Below are 15,570 nucleotides of genomic sequence, written 5' to 3'. Positions count from 1 at the left end.
CCTTTCATCTTAGCACATGAATATTTTCCTAGCCAAAATAAAAAACCAGGAAACCCTGGTTCTTACTCATTATTTTGCCGGTCGGCCGATTCATCCTGTATTTCACTTCGCATCGATTCTATGCTTTCTGCTCTTCTTTTATTTTTTGCTTGTATTTGTTCTTTTTCATCATTTGAGGCAAATTGCAGCGTGTCTTCCGCTTCTTCGAAATTTTCGATTGTATTCTGAACCATATCCTGAAGTTTTTCGACGTTGTCCGAACGATTATCCGGGTTTGGTTGGTTGTTTTCTGTCATTGTCTATTCTCCTTTTGTTTGAATAATATCCGGCTGTTTATTGGACTTGTCACTCATTTTTTTTCCTTTGTTGCGATTGTTTTCAATCGGTTTGGTTCCTAAATGATTCGGTGCGAACCTTGATTGCTTGTCATGTTGGTTTCCGATGTTCATTCCCTCCTTTACTCATAGAGTGCGCAAAAGAGGAAAAGAACATGAAAGAAAAATGAAAAAATTACTTTTGCCTAAACCTCTCATCCAGCTTTTCTTCCAGCTGGCTCATGTATTCCGTATTATTCATCAGCTCTCGTTTATTTTCCAGAACCAATTCCTCAAGCGTTTTTCGTCTCATTTTCTTCATCACTATCACCTCCACAATCATTTTTCACCATCAATACCATCCTTCATACAAAAATCAAATAAGAAAAAGCTATCTTTTATAGATCAGATAGCTTTTGTTCCATTTCTTTTAATGTCATACTGCCAAGCTTGATTTCTGTAATGATTCCTTCTTCATTTATGAGAAACGTCGTCGGATACGAAATAATCTCATACCGTGCATTGATCCCTTTCTCATCCAACAAAACCGGAAAGGTAATATTGTGTTTTTCGGCAAAATTCCGAACTGCTGCAGAGTTTTTTTCAGAGGATGTAAAATTGACGGCTAATACGGCCACCTCTTCCTCACTTTTATTTTGAAGCGTTTCCAAATCTGGCATTTCTTCAATACACGGCTTGCACCATGTCGCCCAAAAATTCAAAAAGACTTTTTTTCCTTTGTAATCTGAAAGTGAGACAGCTTTACCGTCTAACGTTTGCAATGTGAAGTCCGGAGCTTCATTACCCTCAGAAATACCTATTGCAGGCTTTTGATGAGTAAAAACATTCCAAATCGCAAAACAGGTTAATCCCAGAAGAAAAGCCACGGCAAAAAATTTAATTTTCACTGTAATCTCCCTCTCAACAATTTAAAAAGAAGAGAAAGCCTTGCTTGGCCTTCTCTTCTATTCCATAGACTTACTTCAATTTTTCGCGAAGTACCATTTGCAGGATACCGCCATGGCGATAGTAATCAATTTCGATCTCGCTGTCAAAACGAACGAGGGCTTCAAATGATGTAACCTCACCCTGTTCACTCGTCGCTCTAACCGTAACGATATCTCGAGGTTTAACTGTTTCATCAATATCCACTTCAATGGTTTCTTTTCCAGTTAACCCTAATACTTCGGCGTTTTCACCTTGTTTAAATTGAAGAGGAAGAACTCCCATCAATACTAGATTGCTTCTGTGAATTCTTTCAAAGCTTTCGGCTATTACTGTTTTAATACCAAGAAGGTTTGTTCCTTTTGCCGCCCAGTCGCGGGATGATCCCATGCCATAGTCTTTACCGGCAAGAACGGCAAGGCCGGTGCCTTCTTCTTTGTATTTCATGCACGCTTCATAAATCGAAGTGACTTCCCCAGTTGGCCAAAAGGTTGTATAACCGCCTTCTGTTCCAGGAGCAATTTGGTTTTTAATCCGGATATTCGCGAACGTTCCTCTCATCATGACTTCATGATTACCGCGTCTTGAACCGTAAGAGTTAAAGTCACGCGGTGAAACACCTTTAGACTGAAGGTATTTACCAGCAGGGGTGTCTTTACCAATCGCTCCGGCAGGCGAAATGTGATCTGTTGTGACCGAATCGCCAAATTTACCTACGACACGAAGCCCTTTCAGAGGTTCAACCGTTCCCGGCTCAACTGACAGGTTTTCAAAGAACGGCGGATTTTGAATGTACGTCGACTCAGTGTCCCACTTGTACAATGCTTCGTCCGTTGTTTCGATTTCATTCCAACGTTGATTGTCATCAAAGACGTGCTCGTATTCTTTTTTGAACAATTCAGGAGTTACTGTTTGATTTACTACTTGGTTGATTTCATCCATCGTTGGCCAAATGTCGTCAAAATAGACATCCTTGCCGTCTTTATCAACACCGATTGGATCTGTTTTTAAATCGATATCGACTGTTCCTGCTAGTGCATAGGCAACGACGAGCGGCGGAGATGCAAGATAGTTTCCTTTCACTAGCGGATGAATTCTTCCTTCAAAGTTACGGTTCCCGGAAAGAACTGATGTGATCAATAAATCACTTTCTGCGACCGCTTCTTCAATTTCTTGCTCTAATGGGCCGGAGTTTCCGATACATGTCGTACATCCGTAGCCGACGAGATTAAAGCCAAGCTCGCGAAGATAAGGAAGAAGTCCGGAATTAACTAAGTATCCGGTAACAACTTTTGAACCTGGCGCAAGTGATGTTTTTACGTAATCAGGAACCTGCATGCCAAGCTCCGTCGCTTTTTTTGCAACTAGGCCAGCACCAACCAATACGTAAGGGTTTGACGTATTTGTACAGCTGGTAATCGCTGCAATCGCAATTGCACCTGTTTTCATGACCGTTTCTTTTCCGCTCGCCAGCTTGAATTTTACTTCTTTATTGATTTCATCTGCTTCCAAACCAAAACCTTGGTTGCCGGCAGCGCTGGTTAGATGATTATGAAATGTTTCTTTCATTGCAGAAAGCGGGATTAAATCCTGAGGACGTTTAGGTCCTGAAAGATTAGCTTCGATTTCTGACAAATTAATTTCAACTGTATCAGTAAACTCAGGCTCCTCTGCATCAGGAGTATAAAATAAGCCGTTTTGTATACAGTATTCTTTTACAACATCGATATGCTTGTCTTCTCGGCCGGTTAACTTCATATAAACCAGAGCTTCATCATCGACAGGGAAAAATCCGCAAGTCGCTCCGTACTCTGGAGCCATGTTCGCAATCGTTGCACGATCGGCCAATGGAAGTTCAGCAACACCAGGACCATAAAACTCAACAAACTTGCCAACTACACCTTTTTCACGAAGAACCTGTGTCACTTTAAGCGCCAAATCGGTTGCTGTCGTTCCATTAGGAAGCTTACCGACAAGCTTTGCACCAATCACTTCTGGAACTGGGAAATAAGATGGCTGACCAAGCATACCTGCTTCGGCTTCAATACCGCCAACTCCCCATCCAAGAACGCCAATCCCATTGATCATCGTCGTATGAGAATCGGTACCGACTAGAGAATCCGGATAGGTAACAGTTTCTCCGTCTATCTCTTGCTCATGGACAACGCTTGCAAGATATTCCAAATTCACTTGGTGGACGATACCTGTTGCAGGCGGTACTGCTTGATAATTATCGAAGGCTTTCTTTGCCCAGCTTAAGAATTTGTATCGTTCTTCGTTTCGTTCAAACTCGAGATCCATATTGATTGCCAATGCATCTTCGGTACCTGCTTTATCTACCTGTACTGAGTGGTCAATAACCAAATCCACAGGGATTTCAGGATTGATTTTGTCAGGATCTCCCCCAACGGAATCCATTGCTTTACGTAAAGAGGCAAGGTCAACGACTGCAGGAACGCCAGTGAAATCCTGTAAAATAACTCTCGACGGTTTAAAAGGAACATCGATCTCCTTGACGTCCGACGTACCCCATTTTGCCAGATTTTCCACGTGTTCTTTCGTAATGACTTTGCCGTCTACTTGGCGAAGAACGGATTCCAACAATACTTTGATGGAATAAGGAAGTCTTGAAACCTTTCCTGCTCCTTGTTCTTCCAATGCTTTTAATGAATAATAATAGTACGTTTTTCCATTCACAGTAAATGATTTTCTTGCTTGAAATACATCATTTTTAACAAGCTTCTGCTGATTTGCCATTCAGTTTAAATCCCCCTTAGGTCAAGATCAATTTCAACGTTTATTTGCATAATCTTCTACAAATTTATTTTAAAGTAATTTTATACATAAGTAAATATCAATGTATTTATCAAAATTGATAAGAACACCTTATGCTTCTTTTTCAGATAGACGGTCACACTATAGATGAGGTGAAGACATTTTGACTAAGCGAAAAGCCAATCATGTCGTAAATGGCATGAATGCAGCAAAGGCGCAAGGCAGAGGTGCCGGCTATAACGAGGAACACCAAGAGGTATTAACTGAAGAGGAAAGACAAAACAATAAAAAAAGAAAAACCAACAGGTAAGTCCCACGGAGGTAACGATAGATGACAAATAAAAACAGCGGTAAAGACATTCGAAAAAATGCGCCAAAGGGACATCAGCTTGGACCGGGTCAGCCTGAGCCTTTAAGCGGAAGTAAAAAGGTAAAGAACAGGAATCACTCTCGCCAAAAGCATAACAGCCACCACGATTTTTAAGCGTCACCATTCCCCCACCTGCTTGCATAAACTATAGATATGCCAGGTATGGGGGAATATCAATGTCAAAAGAAAAAAAAGCCAAGCCTGATGATTTCGAAAGATTGGACGATTGGATGAAGCAGTTTTTAGACGACCCTTATGCGATTTATGACGATATATTTCCTATCGATTTGTATGAAACAACGAATGAGTATATTGTAGAAGCCGACATAAGTTCTTTTCATGTGACCCAAATAGAAATCAATTATCATAATCAAGAACTCTGTTTAACTGTAAAGACAGAAAAAGAAGACTTTACTAAAAACCTCTTTCTCCCCTTCGATTTAACCGATAAATCCATTGAAACTGAATGTGCTAACCACATCCTCTCAATAAAAATTGCCAAGCAGCAGAACGGTGATCATTCTTCTTTCTCCATTATTCTTCCGTTCCAATAAGCACAAAAACAAACCGCGCTCTGCCCAAGGAACGCGGTTTCTATTTTCGTTCATTTACGTCAATACCCATTCATGTGTTCTCCATGGCCAAATAGTAGATCACATGATATGTTTTATTCTATGTTTTCTTTTTTTAATTGACTAGACGAAACCCTCTATTTTCTCTTTTTTTCATTTTTTTCTATTGTTTCTTGCGGTAAAATGTAAGAGCAAAGGGGTGAATGGGAGATGCTAGAGGGATGGTATCTATGGATGATCTTGGGCTGGGGAGCAACAATGATCGTCTTGCTTGCGATAGGCGGATTTTTTATGTTTCGAAAGTTTTTAAAACGGCTGCCGAAAGAAGACGGGAGGTCCGATCTCGATTGGCAGGACTACTATATTGAAAAAAGCAAGCATCTTTGGACAAAAGAGAAAATCAACCTGTTAAATGAATTGGTTTCGCCTGTCCCAGATCTATTTCGTGATGTTGCAAAAGCGAAAATCGCAGGAAAAATCGGCGAGCTTGCTATAAAAGAAGACGCAGATGCCATTAGCTTGGACTTGATCATCCGAGGATATATTCTTGCAACACCAAAAAGAGACCACAAATTTTTGCGAAAGCATCTAAAGGAAAAAAATATTGACTTCTCCGCTTATGAGATTTTAATGAAGTAAAAATAGAGCCAATAAAAAGAACCCTTCCTACGCGAAAAGGTTCTTTTTAATTTAACTGGATATTTGATGAGTGAAGCTTGCTATAAAGCTTTCGATAGGATATATACATCGCCACTCTCCATGGCACAATCATTCCGAAGGCCAATATCCAAAACATTCCGCTTAACGCGCCGTAATCCACTGTTGAGCTCATAACCGTCTTCATCACAATCCGGATAACTAAAAGACCAATGAGAATAAAAATAAATGCCTTCGAACGTTTCAAATAAATTTGATTCTCCCGGACTTCAAACTTAGATGTAATGATTAAAAAAATCGAAAAAAACATCCCAACTGCAATGGCTTCCAAAAACTCGGCAGCGGTCACTTTAAACACAGGAAAAAGAAACATAAGCGCGCCTGTGCTCATGAATATGGGCGGCAAAATAATTTTTTTCGAGGTAGCCGGCTTTTCAGACGATTTCACCCTAATAAACATGACAAGGAGAGCCATGAAAACTGCAAAAACGGAGGATAGTATAATCATCAATTGACATCACCCTTTTTTGTACTCTATCTATACTATACTCCAATCCAATAAAAAAAACCATTTAGCGTAAGATTAAATGGTTTTGTTTACATTCATCATCAACCGATTAATTGCTTCAATTACTTTCGACTCTTCAAAAGGCTTCACAATATAATCTTTCGCTCCATTTTCGATAGCTTCGACTACCAGCCTTTGCTGCCCCATTGCTGAACACATGATGATATTCGCTTTTGGGTTGATCGCTATCATTTCTTTAACATTTCGATACCGTTTTTAACAGGCATCGTAATATCAAGGGTTACTAAATCAGGTTTTAATTCGATAAATCGAGAAAGTCCTTCTTCTCCGTCAGATGCTTCACCTACGACGTCCATCCCTATTTTTTCAACAATTTCTCTTATCTTTAATCTAATAAACTTAGTATCATCAATAATCAGGACTTTAGTCACTCATCCCACTCCTTGATTCCTAAAAATTAATTAATTTAACTTAATTATATAGGAAAATAGAACCGAAATCATCCAAGGAATGTTTTTTAACTTTCTAAAATCCTGTAAACCCTCCGAAAACATCTGATAATAGGATAATGATTTTTGTCATCCAATCAAAGTAAAGCAGGATTCCTACGAAAATCATAACGATGCCGCCTGTCCGCATGAACAGCAGCTGATGTTTTTTTATCCATTGTAATTTTGAAATAAAGAACGACAACACGAAAAATGGAATGGCAAAGCCTGCGACGTATAACATCATATAAGGTACTGATGAACCAGGATTTGTACTAGCTAGTGAAATCACTGCTGCTAGAATCGGACCTGTACAAGGAGTCCATCCAGCTGCAAACGCCATTCCGATAACAACAGAACCAATGATTCCGGCTGGCCGGTTTTTAAGATGGAAGCGGCGCTCCTTCATCATAAACTCGGGCTTAAACACGCCAAGCGTGATCAATCCGAAAAAGATAATCAAAATTGCCCCCAGTTGACGAATAAACTCCTGATAACGGAAGAAAAAGCCGCCTATGAATGACGTGCTATACCCAAGGGCCACAAAAATGATCGAAAAGCCGATTAGGAAAAAAAGCGTATGGAGTACCCCTTTTCTGCTGGACATTGTTTTATCTGCTTGGACATCGCCAGTACTAATTCCCGTAATATAAGACAAAAATGCAGGATATAACGGCAGACAGCATGGCGAAATAAATGACAAAAAACCTGCCCCCAACGCAAGAAAATAATTAATATTCGAACCCATTCCCTCACCCCTCTATGTAGTGTACCAGAAACCCTTCTATCATAATTATTTCATGGCATGACAATTTCATGTCATTTTATTGTCATCTTCTCCGAAGCGCTTTATTCGAGCAAAGAAAGTCGCTATACTTTTGAAAATAAAAGATTACTATTACGAAATTGGAGAGGTAACGTCCGTTGACTAATAAACTACTTTCAGAAATTGAGAAAAAAAGAGACGAGCTTTTACATGTAGTTAAAGCGAATGGAATAAAGTCGCCGGCTGTATTAGAATACAGCCAGCAATTAGATTATCTAGTTCTTGAATATCAAAAACTACACCAGTCAGACAGATAAAGTTCTCCAAAAATAAAAAACCCCAAAAAGGGTTTTTTAATGATTATTGATATGCAGACCATTTATTTCACTTGGTTGTTCATAGCTTTCATCATTTGGTTAATTTTTTTCTGAGATGGCTTCATGCCCATTTGCATCATCATCATTCGAAGCATTTGCTCATTAATTGGCGGATTCTTTTTAAGATAACTCATCATATATTTACGAGCAATAAAAAACCCGAGTGCAACTCCAGCAAGCAATGCAAGAACTCCAACCAGGATGACAACCCATAAATCCATAATATTTCCTCCTTCATGTTGTCTCGATTAAAGTGTACTAAACCAAAGGATATTATACAACATTTCCGCCATAGATTTCTTGTTTTTTAGACAAATTTTCTTCTTTTACTGGGTTTAGCCATCCATAACGATTTGTTCTAAAATCCATTGCCAAAAAGCAAGGACTTATCTTTCGCAATATTTCAAAAAAGATAGTTTCCGCTTCATAATCGCCGCTTGCAAGCACTTCAATATGTCGATCCTTCATCATAAATGTGGCACAGCCTCTACCATTTGGCATTACTGCTCTGTATAAAGAATTAATTTGGACGAAATCAAGCTGGTTCAATTCAACATTCAATTTTTGATGCATAGAAAGCATAGGTATCGGCTTAGTAATATAGTCCACTTGTTTAGATACAAGTATATACTCATCCCGTGTGAGGTTTGTCCAATGATAGTCACGAAAAAGATGGTACATAACGGATTCCCTTCCAAAATAGTGAGAAGCAAATTCATCCTCGATTAAATAAGTGTAATAGTGACGGTCCATTCCCCGCATCTCCTTTCATGCCGGTAACCCTTCATTTTAAGCTCTATTATACAAAATAGTATAATCAAGGATTGTCATTTGGTGGCAAGAGAGAAGACTATTTTTGTCGAACAAAAAAAAGAGAATGAAAACTCATTCTCTTTTTCCTCACTTACTTATTTAAAAGATTTTTAACTCGGTTTACAACATTAGAAGTTGTAAATCCAAACTCTTTGATAATGGTATCACCAGGAGCAGATGCGCCAAATTGATTGATGCCGAGAATATCTCCCTCTGATCCTGTGTACCTTTCCCAACCAAATGGGGAAGCCATTTCAATCGCTAAACGTTTTGTAACCTGTGATGGCAGTACAGACTCTTTATATTCATCTGATTGGCTTTCAAACCGATTCCACGAAGGCATGCTGACAACGGAAACATCGATATTTTCTTTAGCAAGCTCTTCCTGTGCGGCTAATGCAAGGTTTACCTCTGAACCAGTAGCAAGAAGCAAAGCATCTGCCTGTTCATTTTTACTTGCAGAGACAACGTATGCTCCTTTTGACACACCTTCAAACGCAGTGTCTGCAGACTGATCAATCGTTTCAAGGTTTTGCCTTGTCAAAACAAGTGCAGTAGGATGCGTTTCAGATGAAACAGCAAGCTTCCAAGCAGCAGCCGTTTCATTCGCATCAGCAGGACGGATAACTGACAAATTAGGCATCGCGCGTAATGAAGGAAGCTGTTCAATCGGCTCATGCGTCGGTCCATCTTCGCCGACTGCTACACTATCATGAGTAAACACATAGGTAACAGGCAATCCCATGAGAGAAGCAAGGCGGATAGCTGGACGCAAGTAGTCAGAGAATACAAAGAACGTTCCGGCAAACACTCGTAATCCGCCATGCAGCGCCATTCCATTCAAAGCGGCTCCCATTGCAAATTCACGAACACCGAACCAAATATTTTTCCCTGAATAATCAGCAGCTGAAAAATCTTTGGCATTCTTTATTGTTGTTTTGTTGGATCCTGCTAGGTCTGCAGAGCCACCGAAGAAAAACGGAAGGTTCTTTGCAATACCGTTAAGTGCCTCTCCGGAAGAAGCTCTTGTTGCAAGCTTGCTACCTTTCTCGTATACAGGGATATCCTTGTCCCAGCCTTCCGGAAGCTCTCCTTTTATACCTGCTTCAAGCAGCGCGGCAAGCTCTGGATATTCTTTTTTATATTCAGAAAATAACGCGTTCCATTCGCTTTCTTTTTTCTTCCCAGATTCCTTAATCTCAGTTTGGAAATGGTCATACACTTCTGAAGGAACATAAAAATCCTCATCATATGTCCACTTATAGGCTTCTTTTGTCAATTTGGTTTCATCAAGACCAAGCGGAGCTCCGTGAACCCCGGATGTTCCTGCGCGGTTAGGAGAACCAAAGCCAATGGTTGTTTTAATTTCAATCAATGTAGGCTGTGATTGGTTTTGTTTTGCTTTTTCAATTGCAGCTGAAATTTCTTCAACATTATTTCCGTCTTTGATGTAAAGTACTTCCCAATTCAAAGCTTCAAAGCGCTGTTTTACATCCTCTGAGAAGGATTGATGAAGTTCTCCGTCCAAAGAAATATCATTGGAATCATACATGACGATAAGGCGACCCAATTTTAAATGTCCGGCTAAAGACGCCGCTTCATTAGAAATGCCCTCCATCAAGTCTCCATCTCCGCAAATGGCATATGTAAAGTGATCTACAATATTAAAATGATCACGGTTGTAAGTCTCTGCCAAATGACGTTCTGCTAATGCCATTCCGACTGCCATTCCGATTCCTTGTCCAAGTGGACCCGTTGTTGCATCTACTCCAGCAGTATGGCGGAATTCAGGATGACCAGGCGTCTTGCTTCCCCATTGTCTGAAGCTTTTCAGGTCATCAATTGTCAAATCGAAACCGCTTAAATGCAGCATGCTGTACAAAAGTGCAGAACCGTGACCTGCTGAAAGAACAAAACGGTCTCTGTTAAACCATTCAGGATTTTCCGGGTTAATATTCAAATGCTTGGCCCATAAAGAATACGTCATTGGAGCAGCTCCCATAGGCATTCCTGGATGGCCAGAGTTGGCTTTATCTACAGCGTCTATAGACAGTGTCCGAATTGTTGCAATAGATTTTGATTCGATTGAATTTGACATAGTTATCCCCTTTCTTGTGCTTTATTCACTACACTATTTTATCATAAAACTCTCTAAATGTTTTCACAACTTTTTTGTGTGGTTTAAGAAAAAGGAATTATTTCCTTAAAGAGAGAGTAAAACTCAGTCGAAAAAGCAAATATGAATAAAGAACTGTCGGATTAATGAAGATCCTTTCGCTTCTCGTTTTTTAATTTCTCAGGAGTCACATCCTGTCCGTTAGGATCAATAACTGTAACGCCTTTTAACGTTTTTTTCATAGAAGAACGGAAGCTTTTTAAATATTCTTCACGCAATTTCTTCTGTTCAGCCTGCTCTTCAGCTGTAATTTGTCCTGACTTTGACTTATTTGAAAGTTCATTTATTCTGGCAATCTTATCTTTGGAAAGCATAACCTTCTCCTTCAAGTGGTTTATTCATACATCCTACTAAATAAGAATGCAAATTTCAACCAAACGGTTTTAGGTTATGGGCGTTCGTTCGTTTGCTCCTCTTTTTGTATGTATTCCTGGTACCGACGATGGACAGTGGCTTTCGAAACGTCATAGCCAACCCCTCTTAACGTAGCAGCAATCTCATGGAACGTCAGCTTTCGTGCCCGTAACCGAACGATTTCCTCCAGCGGTACATCCTTTCGTTCTTTTCCTGTACCGTCATGAAAAGGAACTAAGTGATCTTGCGGGCGATAGCCATTTTTTACAGCCTTTTTCATACCCCTTTTTATTTTGAGGTTATGCAGTTTGCGTTGATACTCTTCGACAATACTAACAATCTCTAAAACCATAGAATCAGCCTCCGAGAGCTCAAGCTCCCCTCGATGGGAAATTGAAAAAATCCTTGCACCTTCTTTATATATACAATGCAAAAGGGCGATTTTAGCATTTCCTCTTCCCAGCCTTGTTTCATCCTGGATTAGCACAGCATCTGCCTTAAATTCTTTCATACTGTCAAGCAGCTCAAACACACCCTGCCGGTCTAGATCGTAGCCGCTGGCTTTTTCTGATATTGTCCGAACAACTGTCATATTGTTTTCAGCAGCTAGTCCTGCCAGCTCCTCCAGCTGCCTTTTTAAAGAGGTTTCCTGCTGTTCTTTTGTTGTGCTCACACGAGCATAAATAATTGCTGTTTTCATCTTCTCTGCTTATCCTCCGGTCATTCGACAGTAGCGAGCTGATATGTGGACGGATGTTCCTTTTCAACGGGCAGCACCAAAATATCACCTGGTTTAATAGAATCCGTGGTCAAATGGTTTCTTTCAGTTACCCACTCAATAAAAGCTTGTTTGCTCAATGACTGTTTATCCTCCATCAATTCAGCTAAGTTCCAAAGACTGTCACCTTCTTGAACTTCAATCTTAACATAATTCTCATCACTGCTGCTTTTCCCTAAGAAAGATATAAAAGATATAGACACGCATAAAGTGAAAGCAAATAGACAGAAAAAAATAAATGATTCCTTCTTCACGCTGATCTCCCCCTTGATAGAATGTGTGTTCGTATGATTATTTTCAGTATAAGGGGGAACAAATGTTTCTGTCAATCGTTTTTTTCGAACCTATGTTTGTACTTTAAGGAAAAACATGCTATAATTTGTGTAAAATAGACGTACAGAGGTGAATATTTTGTCAAAGCTCTCAAAAAGGCAACTCGATATATTGCAATTTATAAAAGAAGAGGTTAAACGCAAAGGTTATCCGCCCTCTGTTAGAGAAATCGGTGAAGCAGTCGGCCTTGCTTCAAGTTCCACTGTGCACGGACATTTAGCAAGGCTCGAAACAAAAGGGTTGATCAGGCGTGATCCTACCAAGCCTAGAGCAATTGAAGTTTTGGAGGACGAGGTAGTCCAAATCCCTCAGAGCCAGGTCGTTACTGTACCAGTAATCGGTAAGGTAACTGCTGGAAGCCCAATTACTGCCGTAGAAAATATCGAGGAATATTTCCCGCTGCCAGATCGCCTTGTTCCTCCTGATGAAAATGTATTTATGTTGGAAATTATGGGTGAAAGTATGATTGAAGCCGGAATTCTTGATAAGGATTACGTTATTGTTAAGCAGCAAACCACTGCAAACAACGGGGATATTGTAGTTGCGATGACGGATGATGATGAAGCGACAGTAAAACGTTTTTTCAGGGAAGATAATTACATTCGCTTGCAGCCTGAAAATTCACTGATGGAGCCAATCATTTTACAAAATGTCAGTATTTTAGGGAAAGTAATCGGCGTATACAGAACGATTCATTAATAAAGAAAGAAGTGCAGAAAATTCGCACTTCTTTCTTTATTTAAAATATCTTAAAGGAATTCAATTAAGTTGCCTTTTGCGCATCATGAATTTAGAAACAATTGAATCTGTCGTGTTAAATGAAATGAATCTATCACCTCTCTCTTTTTATGAGCTTAATTCACTTAATTCACTTCCATAAAGCCTTTGGCGATCTCAGCAATACGCTCATAACCGTTATTGTTTGGATGAAGGCCGTCCCAAGTATATGTATTTAAGGTCAGCTTTGTGATACCGCTTACAGAATATAAGTCTAGGACCGGCACGGCATACATCTGGCCAACTGCTTTTATGGCATTTACATAATCAATCAGCTTATGGCCTGCTGGATTTATGTAATTCACATCATATCCAGCATTGTCCCTTTGTAACGGAGTCCATAAATAGATTTTTATAGTTGGTTTTCTCGTTAGAAGGTTTTCAAGTAATGAGCGATAAGCGCCGTAAAACGTAAAAGTATCAAATTCCGTATCGCCAATTGCTCCTAATGATCCGATTGGCTTGTTTAATTTATAATCGTTCGTTCCAGCAAAAATTGTGATGACATCAATATTATTCAGATTTTGTGCCTCTCCTACTACATGAGTTGAACCTTCATCATTGGCGGTCATCGTTTTTCCGGAAACTCCTCGATTGATATATTCTGCAAACCCCATAGTTTCCTTCATGATCGTTTGATACCCGCGAAGAAATACACCGTTGTAAAAGGTCTGGTCAAATTCTGTAATGCTATCCCCTAATGTAAGCCATACCTTGTTTTCCCACTTGCTTAATGTATTCATACTCAACCTGCCCCCGTTCTCAGAAAAGTTCTTGTTATTACTTCCTCATACATTCATCATATTATTTATTCTTCATTTTTGAAAATCTTTTTTGCATTCTAAACTCGCCATCATGAAAAATTCCCAATTGTATATAATTCTTTTAGTAGTTAATTATATGAACAACTTGGAAAATGAAAGATAGTCGACTCTTTGCCATCATGGATTTCCTATCTGTCATTTCGTCAAACGAGGTGTTAGAAGTGTTTTCTTTTGTCGTCAATTTAATATTTATCTTTGTTGTATTTATTTTTGCAGTGAAATTTTTGGGGAAATCTGCTCTTGCACAGCTTACTCCCTACGATTTTGGAGCAATCATTTTTTTATCTTATTTAGCTTTTGAAGCAATTAAAATAGACGGAATTGTACAAGCGCTGATTGGTATGATTGTCGTTACGTGTGTGCACCTGATTATTTCAAAGCTAAGCTTGTACAATTGGATTAATCAATTTATTATTGGGAATCCGACAATTCTTATTAAACATAGCGAGGTTATATACAATAACTTAAGGAAGAACAAATATTCATTGGCAGAATTATTATCGAATCTAAGAGCGTCAGGATACCCGGATATCCAAGATATTGAATATGCGATATTGGAACCTAATGGGGAAATCAGCATATTACCTAAAAAAGAGTTAGTGCCCGTTACTCCGAAGGATTTACATATAAATGTTGAATACAAAGGATTGCCAATTGCCGTTGTGATTGAGGGGAAGATTCAAAAGAAAAATTTAAAATTAATTAATAAGAACGATGAATGGTTAAAAAAGGAATTGGCGGCGAATGGATACCAGCAAATAAAACATATAATTTACGCTTCAGTTAGAGGCACAGATCATTCACTAACCGTTAACACTATAGAGAATAACAAACTTTAAGCACCATAACTTGTTTATAATTTTATGCCCGGAGTGTAACATGTCTATCTGTTTTTTGGTTGGCTTAGGCTAGAGAAAGGATCAACACAACAACAACCATTATCTATACAAATTGTTTTGAAAAGATTTATCAAAACACGCTCTTTATTTATCCAATTGAATGATTCATTTTGTTTTTAAATTGGATAAGGCTGAATGGCAGCTCCTGCCCTTTCTGAACTTGTGAATTGTATGGCGTTTGCGCACCTTGACAGAAAAAAAGCCCTTACATATTAACCAAAATTACATTCCCTGGAAAGGTTTAAATAATCTTCATTTGATGTTGACACCTGTTTTACATTCCTCCAGTAGAGTTTATTTTGGGCAGTCCAAGAACTGCCCTGAAATCGAAATTGGAGGGATTGACGTGAAAAAACGTAATGCCGTACTACTCTCTGTTTTTTTGACTGTGGCTACGCTGGTTGGCTGTCTTGTCGGTCTGTTTGCCGTACATACGACGCAGGCAGAAGCGGCAACAGGCTATGACGTGACTCTTAATTTCCCTTTCTATCGGTATCCTTACACGGGAGACCACGTCCGCGACGCCATGGCCGGACACCCGTCCGTCTGCACGATCGAACGTGACGGCGCTGAAGAGCGACGCGAACAATCGCTGGCGGGCATTCCTACGAAATCAGTTTACGACCGCGACGAATGGCCGATGGCGAAGTGCGAAGAAGGCGGATACGGTGCAAGCGTCCGCTATGTTCCTTCCTCCGACAACCGCGGAGCGGGCGCTTGGGTCGGAAACCAACTAGAATCGTATCCGGACGGAACCCGTGTCAAATTCGTTATGTCGTATTAGGGGCCTTGTAATACAGGGCTCTTCTTCTCATATTAGGAG

At 39.6% G+C, this 15,570-nt stretch carries 22 protein-coding genes and 1 pseudogene; 8 read left to right on the top strand and 15 right to left on the bottom strand.

Going from position 1 to position 15,570, the window contains the following annotated elements; all coding sequences use genetic code 11:
* Window positions 1-62: 62 nt before the first annotated feature.
* From tlp to acnA, 5 genes are all read right to left on the bottom strand, one after another.
* Complete coding sequence (gene tlp, locus AM592_RS05815; protein ID WP_053602916.1) at window positions 63-296, bottom strand: small acid-soluble spore protein Tlp; 234 nt, start codon at window positions 294-296, stop codon at window positions 63-65.
* Between the two features lie 3 nt (window positions 297-299).
* Window positions 300-443, bottom strand: coding sequence for an acid-soluble spore protein N (locus AM592_RS05810; RefSeq protein WP_312883782.1), 144 nt, complete (start codon window positions 441-443; stop codon window positions 300-302).
* Window positions 444-510: 67 nt separating this feature from the next.
* Window positions 511-636, bottom strand: coding sequence for an FbpB family small basic protein (locus tag AM592_RS23130; protein ID WP_082363773.1), 126 nt, complete (start codon window positions 634-636; stop codon window positions 511-513).
* Between the two features lie 76 nt (window positions 637-712).
* Window positions 713-1,222 (bottom strand): redoxin family protein, encoded by a 510-nt coding sequence (locus AM592_RS05805; protein WP_053602914.1) that lies wholly within the window; start codon window positions 1,220-1,222, stop codon window positions 713-715.
* 70 nt (window positions 1,223-1,292) lie between these two features.
* The gene (gene acnA, locus AM592_RS05800) at window positions 1,293-4,016 is read right to left on the bottom strand and encodes an aconitate hydratase AcnA (RefSeq protein WP_053602913.1); all 2,724 of its coding nucleotides are present in this window, start codon (window positions 4,014-4,016) and stop codon (window positions 1,293-1,295) included.
* Window positions 4,017-4,197: 181 nt separating this feature from the next.
* Between acnA and sspO the strand changes: the two genes are divergently transcribed.
* The 4 genes from sspO to AM592_RS05790 all read left to right on the top strand — a co-directional run bounded on the left by sspO (window position 4,198) and on the right by AM592_RS05790 (window position 5,615).
* Window positions 4,198-4,344 (top strand): small acid-soluble spore protein SspO, encoded by a 147-nt coding sequence (gene sspO / locus AM592_RS23125; protein WP_082363769.1) that lies wholly within the window; start codon window positions 4,198-4,200, stop codon window positions 4,342-4,344.
* Between the two features lie 21 nt (window positions 4,345-4,365).
* Window positions 4,366-4,518, top strand: coding sequence for a small acid-soluble spore protein P (locus AM592_RS23120; protein WP_082363765.1), 153 nt, complete (start codon window positions 4,366-4,368; stop codon window positions 4,516-4,518).
* Between the two features lie 62 nt (window positions 4,519-4,580).
* Window positions 4,581-4,958: an Hsp20/alpha crystallin family protein gene (locus AM592_RS05795; RefSeq protein ID WP_053602912.1), complete on the top strand. Its 378-nt coding sequence runs from the start codon at window positions 4,581-4,583 to the stop codon at window positions 4,956-4,958.
* Between the two features lie 228 nt (window positions 4,959-5,186).
* Window positions 5,187-5,615 carry a DUF2621 family protein gene (locus tag AM592_RS05790; RefSeq protein WP_053602911.1) on the top strand — a complete coding sequence of 143 codons (429 nt, stop codon included), beginning with the start codon at window positions 5,187-5,189 and terminating at the stop codon, window positions 5,613-5,615.
* Between the two features lie 46 nt (window positions 5,616-5,661).
* On the opposite strand, the gene AM592_RS05785 is transcribed toward AM592_RS05790, so the two are convergent.
* From AM592_RS05785 to AM592_RS05775, 3 genes and pseudogenes are all read right to left on the bottom strand, one after another.
* Window positions 5,662-6,144, bottom strand: coding sequence for a CcdC family protein (locus AM592_RS05785; protein ID WP_053602910.1), 483 nt, complete (start codon window positions 6,142-6,144; stop codon window positions 5,662-5,664).
* A 72-nt stretch (window positions 6,145-6,216) separates the two neighbouring features.
* A pseudogene (locus AM592_RS05780) lies at window positions 6,217-6,593 on the bottom strand (response regulator).
* A 94-nt stretch (window positions 6,594-6,687) separates the two neighbouring features.
* Window positions 6,688-7,398, bottom strand: coding sequence for a cytochrome c biogenesis protein CcdA (locus AM592_RS05775; protein WP_053602909.1), 711 nt, complete (start codon window positions 7,396-7,398; stop codon window positions 6,688-6,690).
* A gap of 176 nt (window positions 7,399-7,574) precedes the next feature.
* Between AM592_RS05775 and AM592_RS23115 the strand changes: the two genes are divergently transcribed.
* Complete coding sequence (locus tag AM592_RS23115) at window positions 7,575-7,733, top strand: aspartyl-phosphate phosphatase Spo0E family protein (protein WP_082363761.1); 159 nt, start codon at window positions 7,575-7,577, stop codon at window positions 7,731-7,733.
* A gap of 62 nt (window positions 7,734-7,795) precedes the next feature.
* Here AM592_RS23115 and AM592_RS05770 read toward each other — a convergent pair whose 3' ends face one another.
* The 6 genes from AM592_RS05770 to yneA form a co-directional block, all read right to left on the bottom strand.
* Window positions 7,796-8,014 (bottom strand): YneF family protein, encoded by a 219-nt coding sequence (locus tag AM592_RS05770; protein ID WP_053602908.1) that lies wholly within the window; start codon window positions 8,012-8,014, stop codon window positions 7,796-7,798.
* A gap of 52 nt (window positions 8,015-8,066) precedes the next feature.
* Window positions 8,067-8,546: a sporulation inhibitor of replication protein SirA gene (sirA, locus tag AM592_RS05765; protein WP_053602907.1), complete on the bottom strand. Its 480-nt coding sequence runs from the start codon at window positions 8,544-8,546 to the stop codon at window positions 8,067-8,069.
* Window positions 8,547-8,697: 151 nt separating this feature from the next.
* Complete coding sequence (gene tkt / locus AM592_RS05760) at window positions 8,698-10,704, bottom strand: transketolase (protein WP_053602906.1); 2,007 nt, start codon at window positions 10,702-10,704, stop codon at window positions 8,698-8,700.
* 161 nt (window positions 10,705-10,865) lie between these two features.
* On the bottom strand, window positions 10,866-11,096 hold the full coding sequence (locus AM592_RS05755) for a DUF896 domain-containing protein (protein ID WP_053602905.1): 231 nt from the start codon (window positions 11,094-11,096) through the stop codon (window positions 10,866-10,868).
* A gap of 74 nt (window positions 11,097-11,170) precedes the next feature.
* On the bottom strand, window positions 11,171-11,836 hold the full coding sequence (locus AM592_RS05750) for a YneB family resolvase-like protein (protein WP_053602904.1): 666 nt from the start codon (window positions 11,834-11,836) through the stop codon (window positions 11,171-11,173).
* Between the two features lie 20 nt (window positions 11,837-11,856).
* A complete protein-coding gene (yneA, locus tag AM592_RS05745; RefSeq protein WP_053602903.1) occupies window positions 11,857-12,168 on the bottom strand; it encodes a cell division suppressor protein YneA in 312 nt (103 codons plus the stop codon).
* A gap of 157 nt (window positions 12,169-12,325) precedes the next feature.
* On the opposite strand from yneA, the gene lexA reads away from it, so the two are divergent.
* Complete coding sequence (gene lexA, locus AM592_RS05740) at window positions 12,326-12,946, top strand: transcriptional repressor LexA (protein WP_053602902.1); 621 nt, start codon at window positions 12,326-12,328, stop codon at window positions 12,944-12,946.
* Between the two features lie 164 nt (window positions 12,947-13,110).
* Here lexA and AM592_RS05735 read toward each other — a convergent pair whose 3' ends face one another.
* Window positions 13,111-13,767: an SGNH/GDSL hydrolase family protein gene (locus AM592_RS05735; RefSeq protein ID WP_053602901.1), complete on the bottom strand. Its 657-nt coding sequence runs from the start codon at window positions 13,765-13,767 to the stop codon at window positions 13,111-13,113.
* Window positions 13,768-13,967: 200 nt separating this feature from the next.
* On the opposite strand from AM592_RS05735, the gene AM592_RS05730 reads away from it, so the two are divergent.
* Entirely contained in the window at window positions 13,968-14,687 is a 720-nt protein-coding gene (locus AM592_RS05730) for a DUF421 domain-containing protein (RefSeq protein WP_053602900.1), read from the top strand.
* A gap of 457 nt (window positions 14,688-15,144) precedes the next feature.
* The gene (locus AM592_RS05725) at window positions 15,145-15,531 is read left to right on the top strand and encodes a NucA/NucB deoxyribonuclease domain-containing protein (RefSeq protein WP_376773347.1); all 387 of its coding nucleotides are present in this window, start codon (window positions 15,145-15,147) and stop codon (window positions 15,529-15,531) included.
* Window positions 15,532-15,570: the final 39 nt, after the last annotated feature.

This window comes from Bacillus gobiensis (assembly GCF_001278705.1).
Classification (GTDB): domain Bacteria; phylum Bacillota; class Bacilli; order Bacillales; family Bacillaceae; genus Bacillus; species Bacillus gobiensis.
Note: the sequence above shows the minus strand (reverse complement) of the source record. Positions and strands in the feature narration are given on the sequence as shown.

Coding starts and splice junctions, on each gene's coding strand:
- tlp (WP_053602916.1), bottom strand. CDS start 296: ATGACAGAAAACAACCAACCAAACCCGGATAATCGTTCGGACAACGTC.
- AM592_RS23130 (WP_082363773.1), bottom strand. CDS start 636: ATGAAGAAAATGAGACGAAAAACGCTTGAGGAATTGGTTCTGGAAAAT.
- acnA (WP_053602913.1), bottom strand. CDS start 4,016: ATGGCAAATCAGCAGAAGCTTGTTAAAAATGATGTATTTCAAGCAAGA.
- AM592_RS23120 (WP_082363765.1), top strand. CDS start 4,366: ATGACAAATAAAAACAGCGGTAAAGACATTCGAAAAAATGCGCCAAAG.
- AM592_RS05795 (WP_053602912.1), top strand. CDS start 4,581: ATGTCAAAAGAAAAAAAAGCCAAGCCTGATGATTTCGAAAGATTGGAC.
- AM592_RS05790 (WP_053602911.1), top strand. CDS start 5,187: ATGCTAGAGGGATGGTATCTATGGATGATCTTGGGCTGGGGAGCAACA.
- AM592_RS05775 (WP_053602909.1), bottom strand. CDS start 7,398: ATGGGTTCGAATATTAATTATTTTCTTGCGTTGGGGGCAGGTTTTTTG.
- AM592_RS05770 (WP_053602908.1), bottom strand. CDS start 8,014: ATGGATTTATGGGTTGTCATCCTGGTTGGAGTTCTTGCATTGCTTGCT.
- sirA (WP_053602907.1), bottom strand. CDS start 8,546: ATGGACCGTCACTATTACACTTATTTAATCGAGGATGAATTTGCTTCT.
- tkt (WP_053602906.1), bottom strand. CDS start 10,704: ATGTCAAATTCAATCGAATCAAAATCTATTGCAACAATTCGGACACTG.
- AM592_RS05755 (WP_053602905.1), bottom strand. CDS start 11,096: ATGCTTTCCAAAGATAAGATTGCCAGAATAAATGAACTTTCAAATAAG.
- AM592_RS05750 (WP_053602904.1), bottom strand. CDS start 11,836: ATGAAAACAGCAATTATTTATGCTCGTGTGAGCACAACAAAAGAACAG.
- AM592_RS05735 (WP_053602901.1), bottom strand. CDS start 13,767: ATGAATACATTAAGCAAGTGGGAAAACAAGGTATGGCTTACATTAGGG.
- AM592_RS05730 (WP_053602900.1), top strand. CDS start 13,968: ATGGATTTCCTATCTGTCATTTCGTCAAACGAGGTGTTAGAAGTGTTT.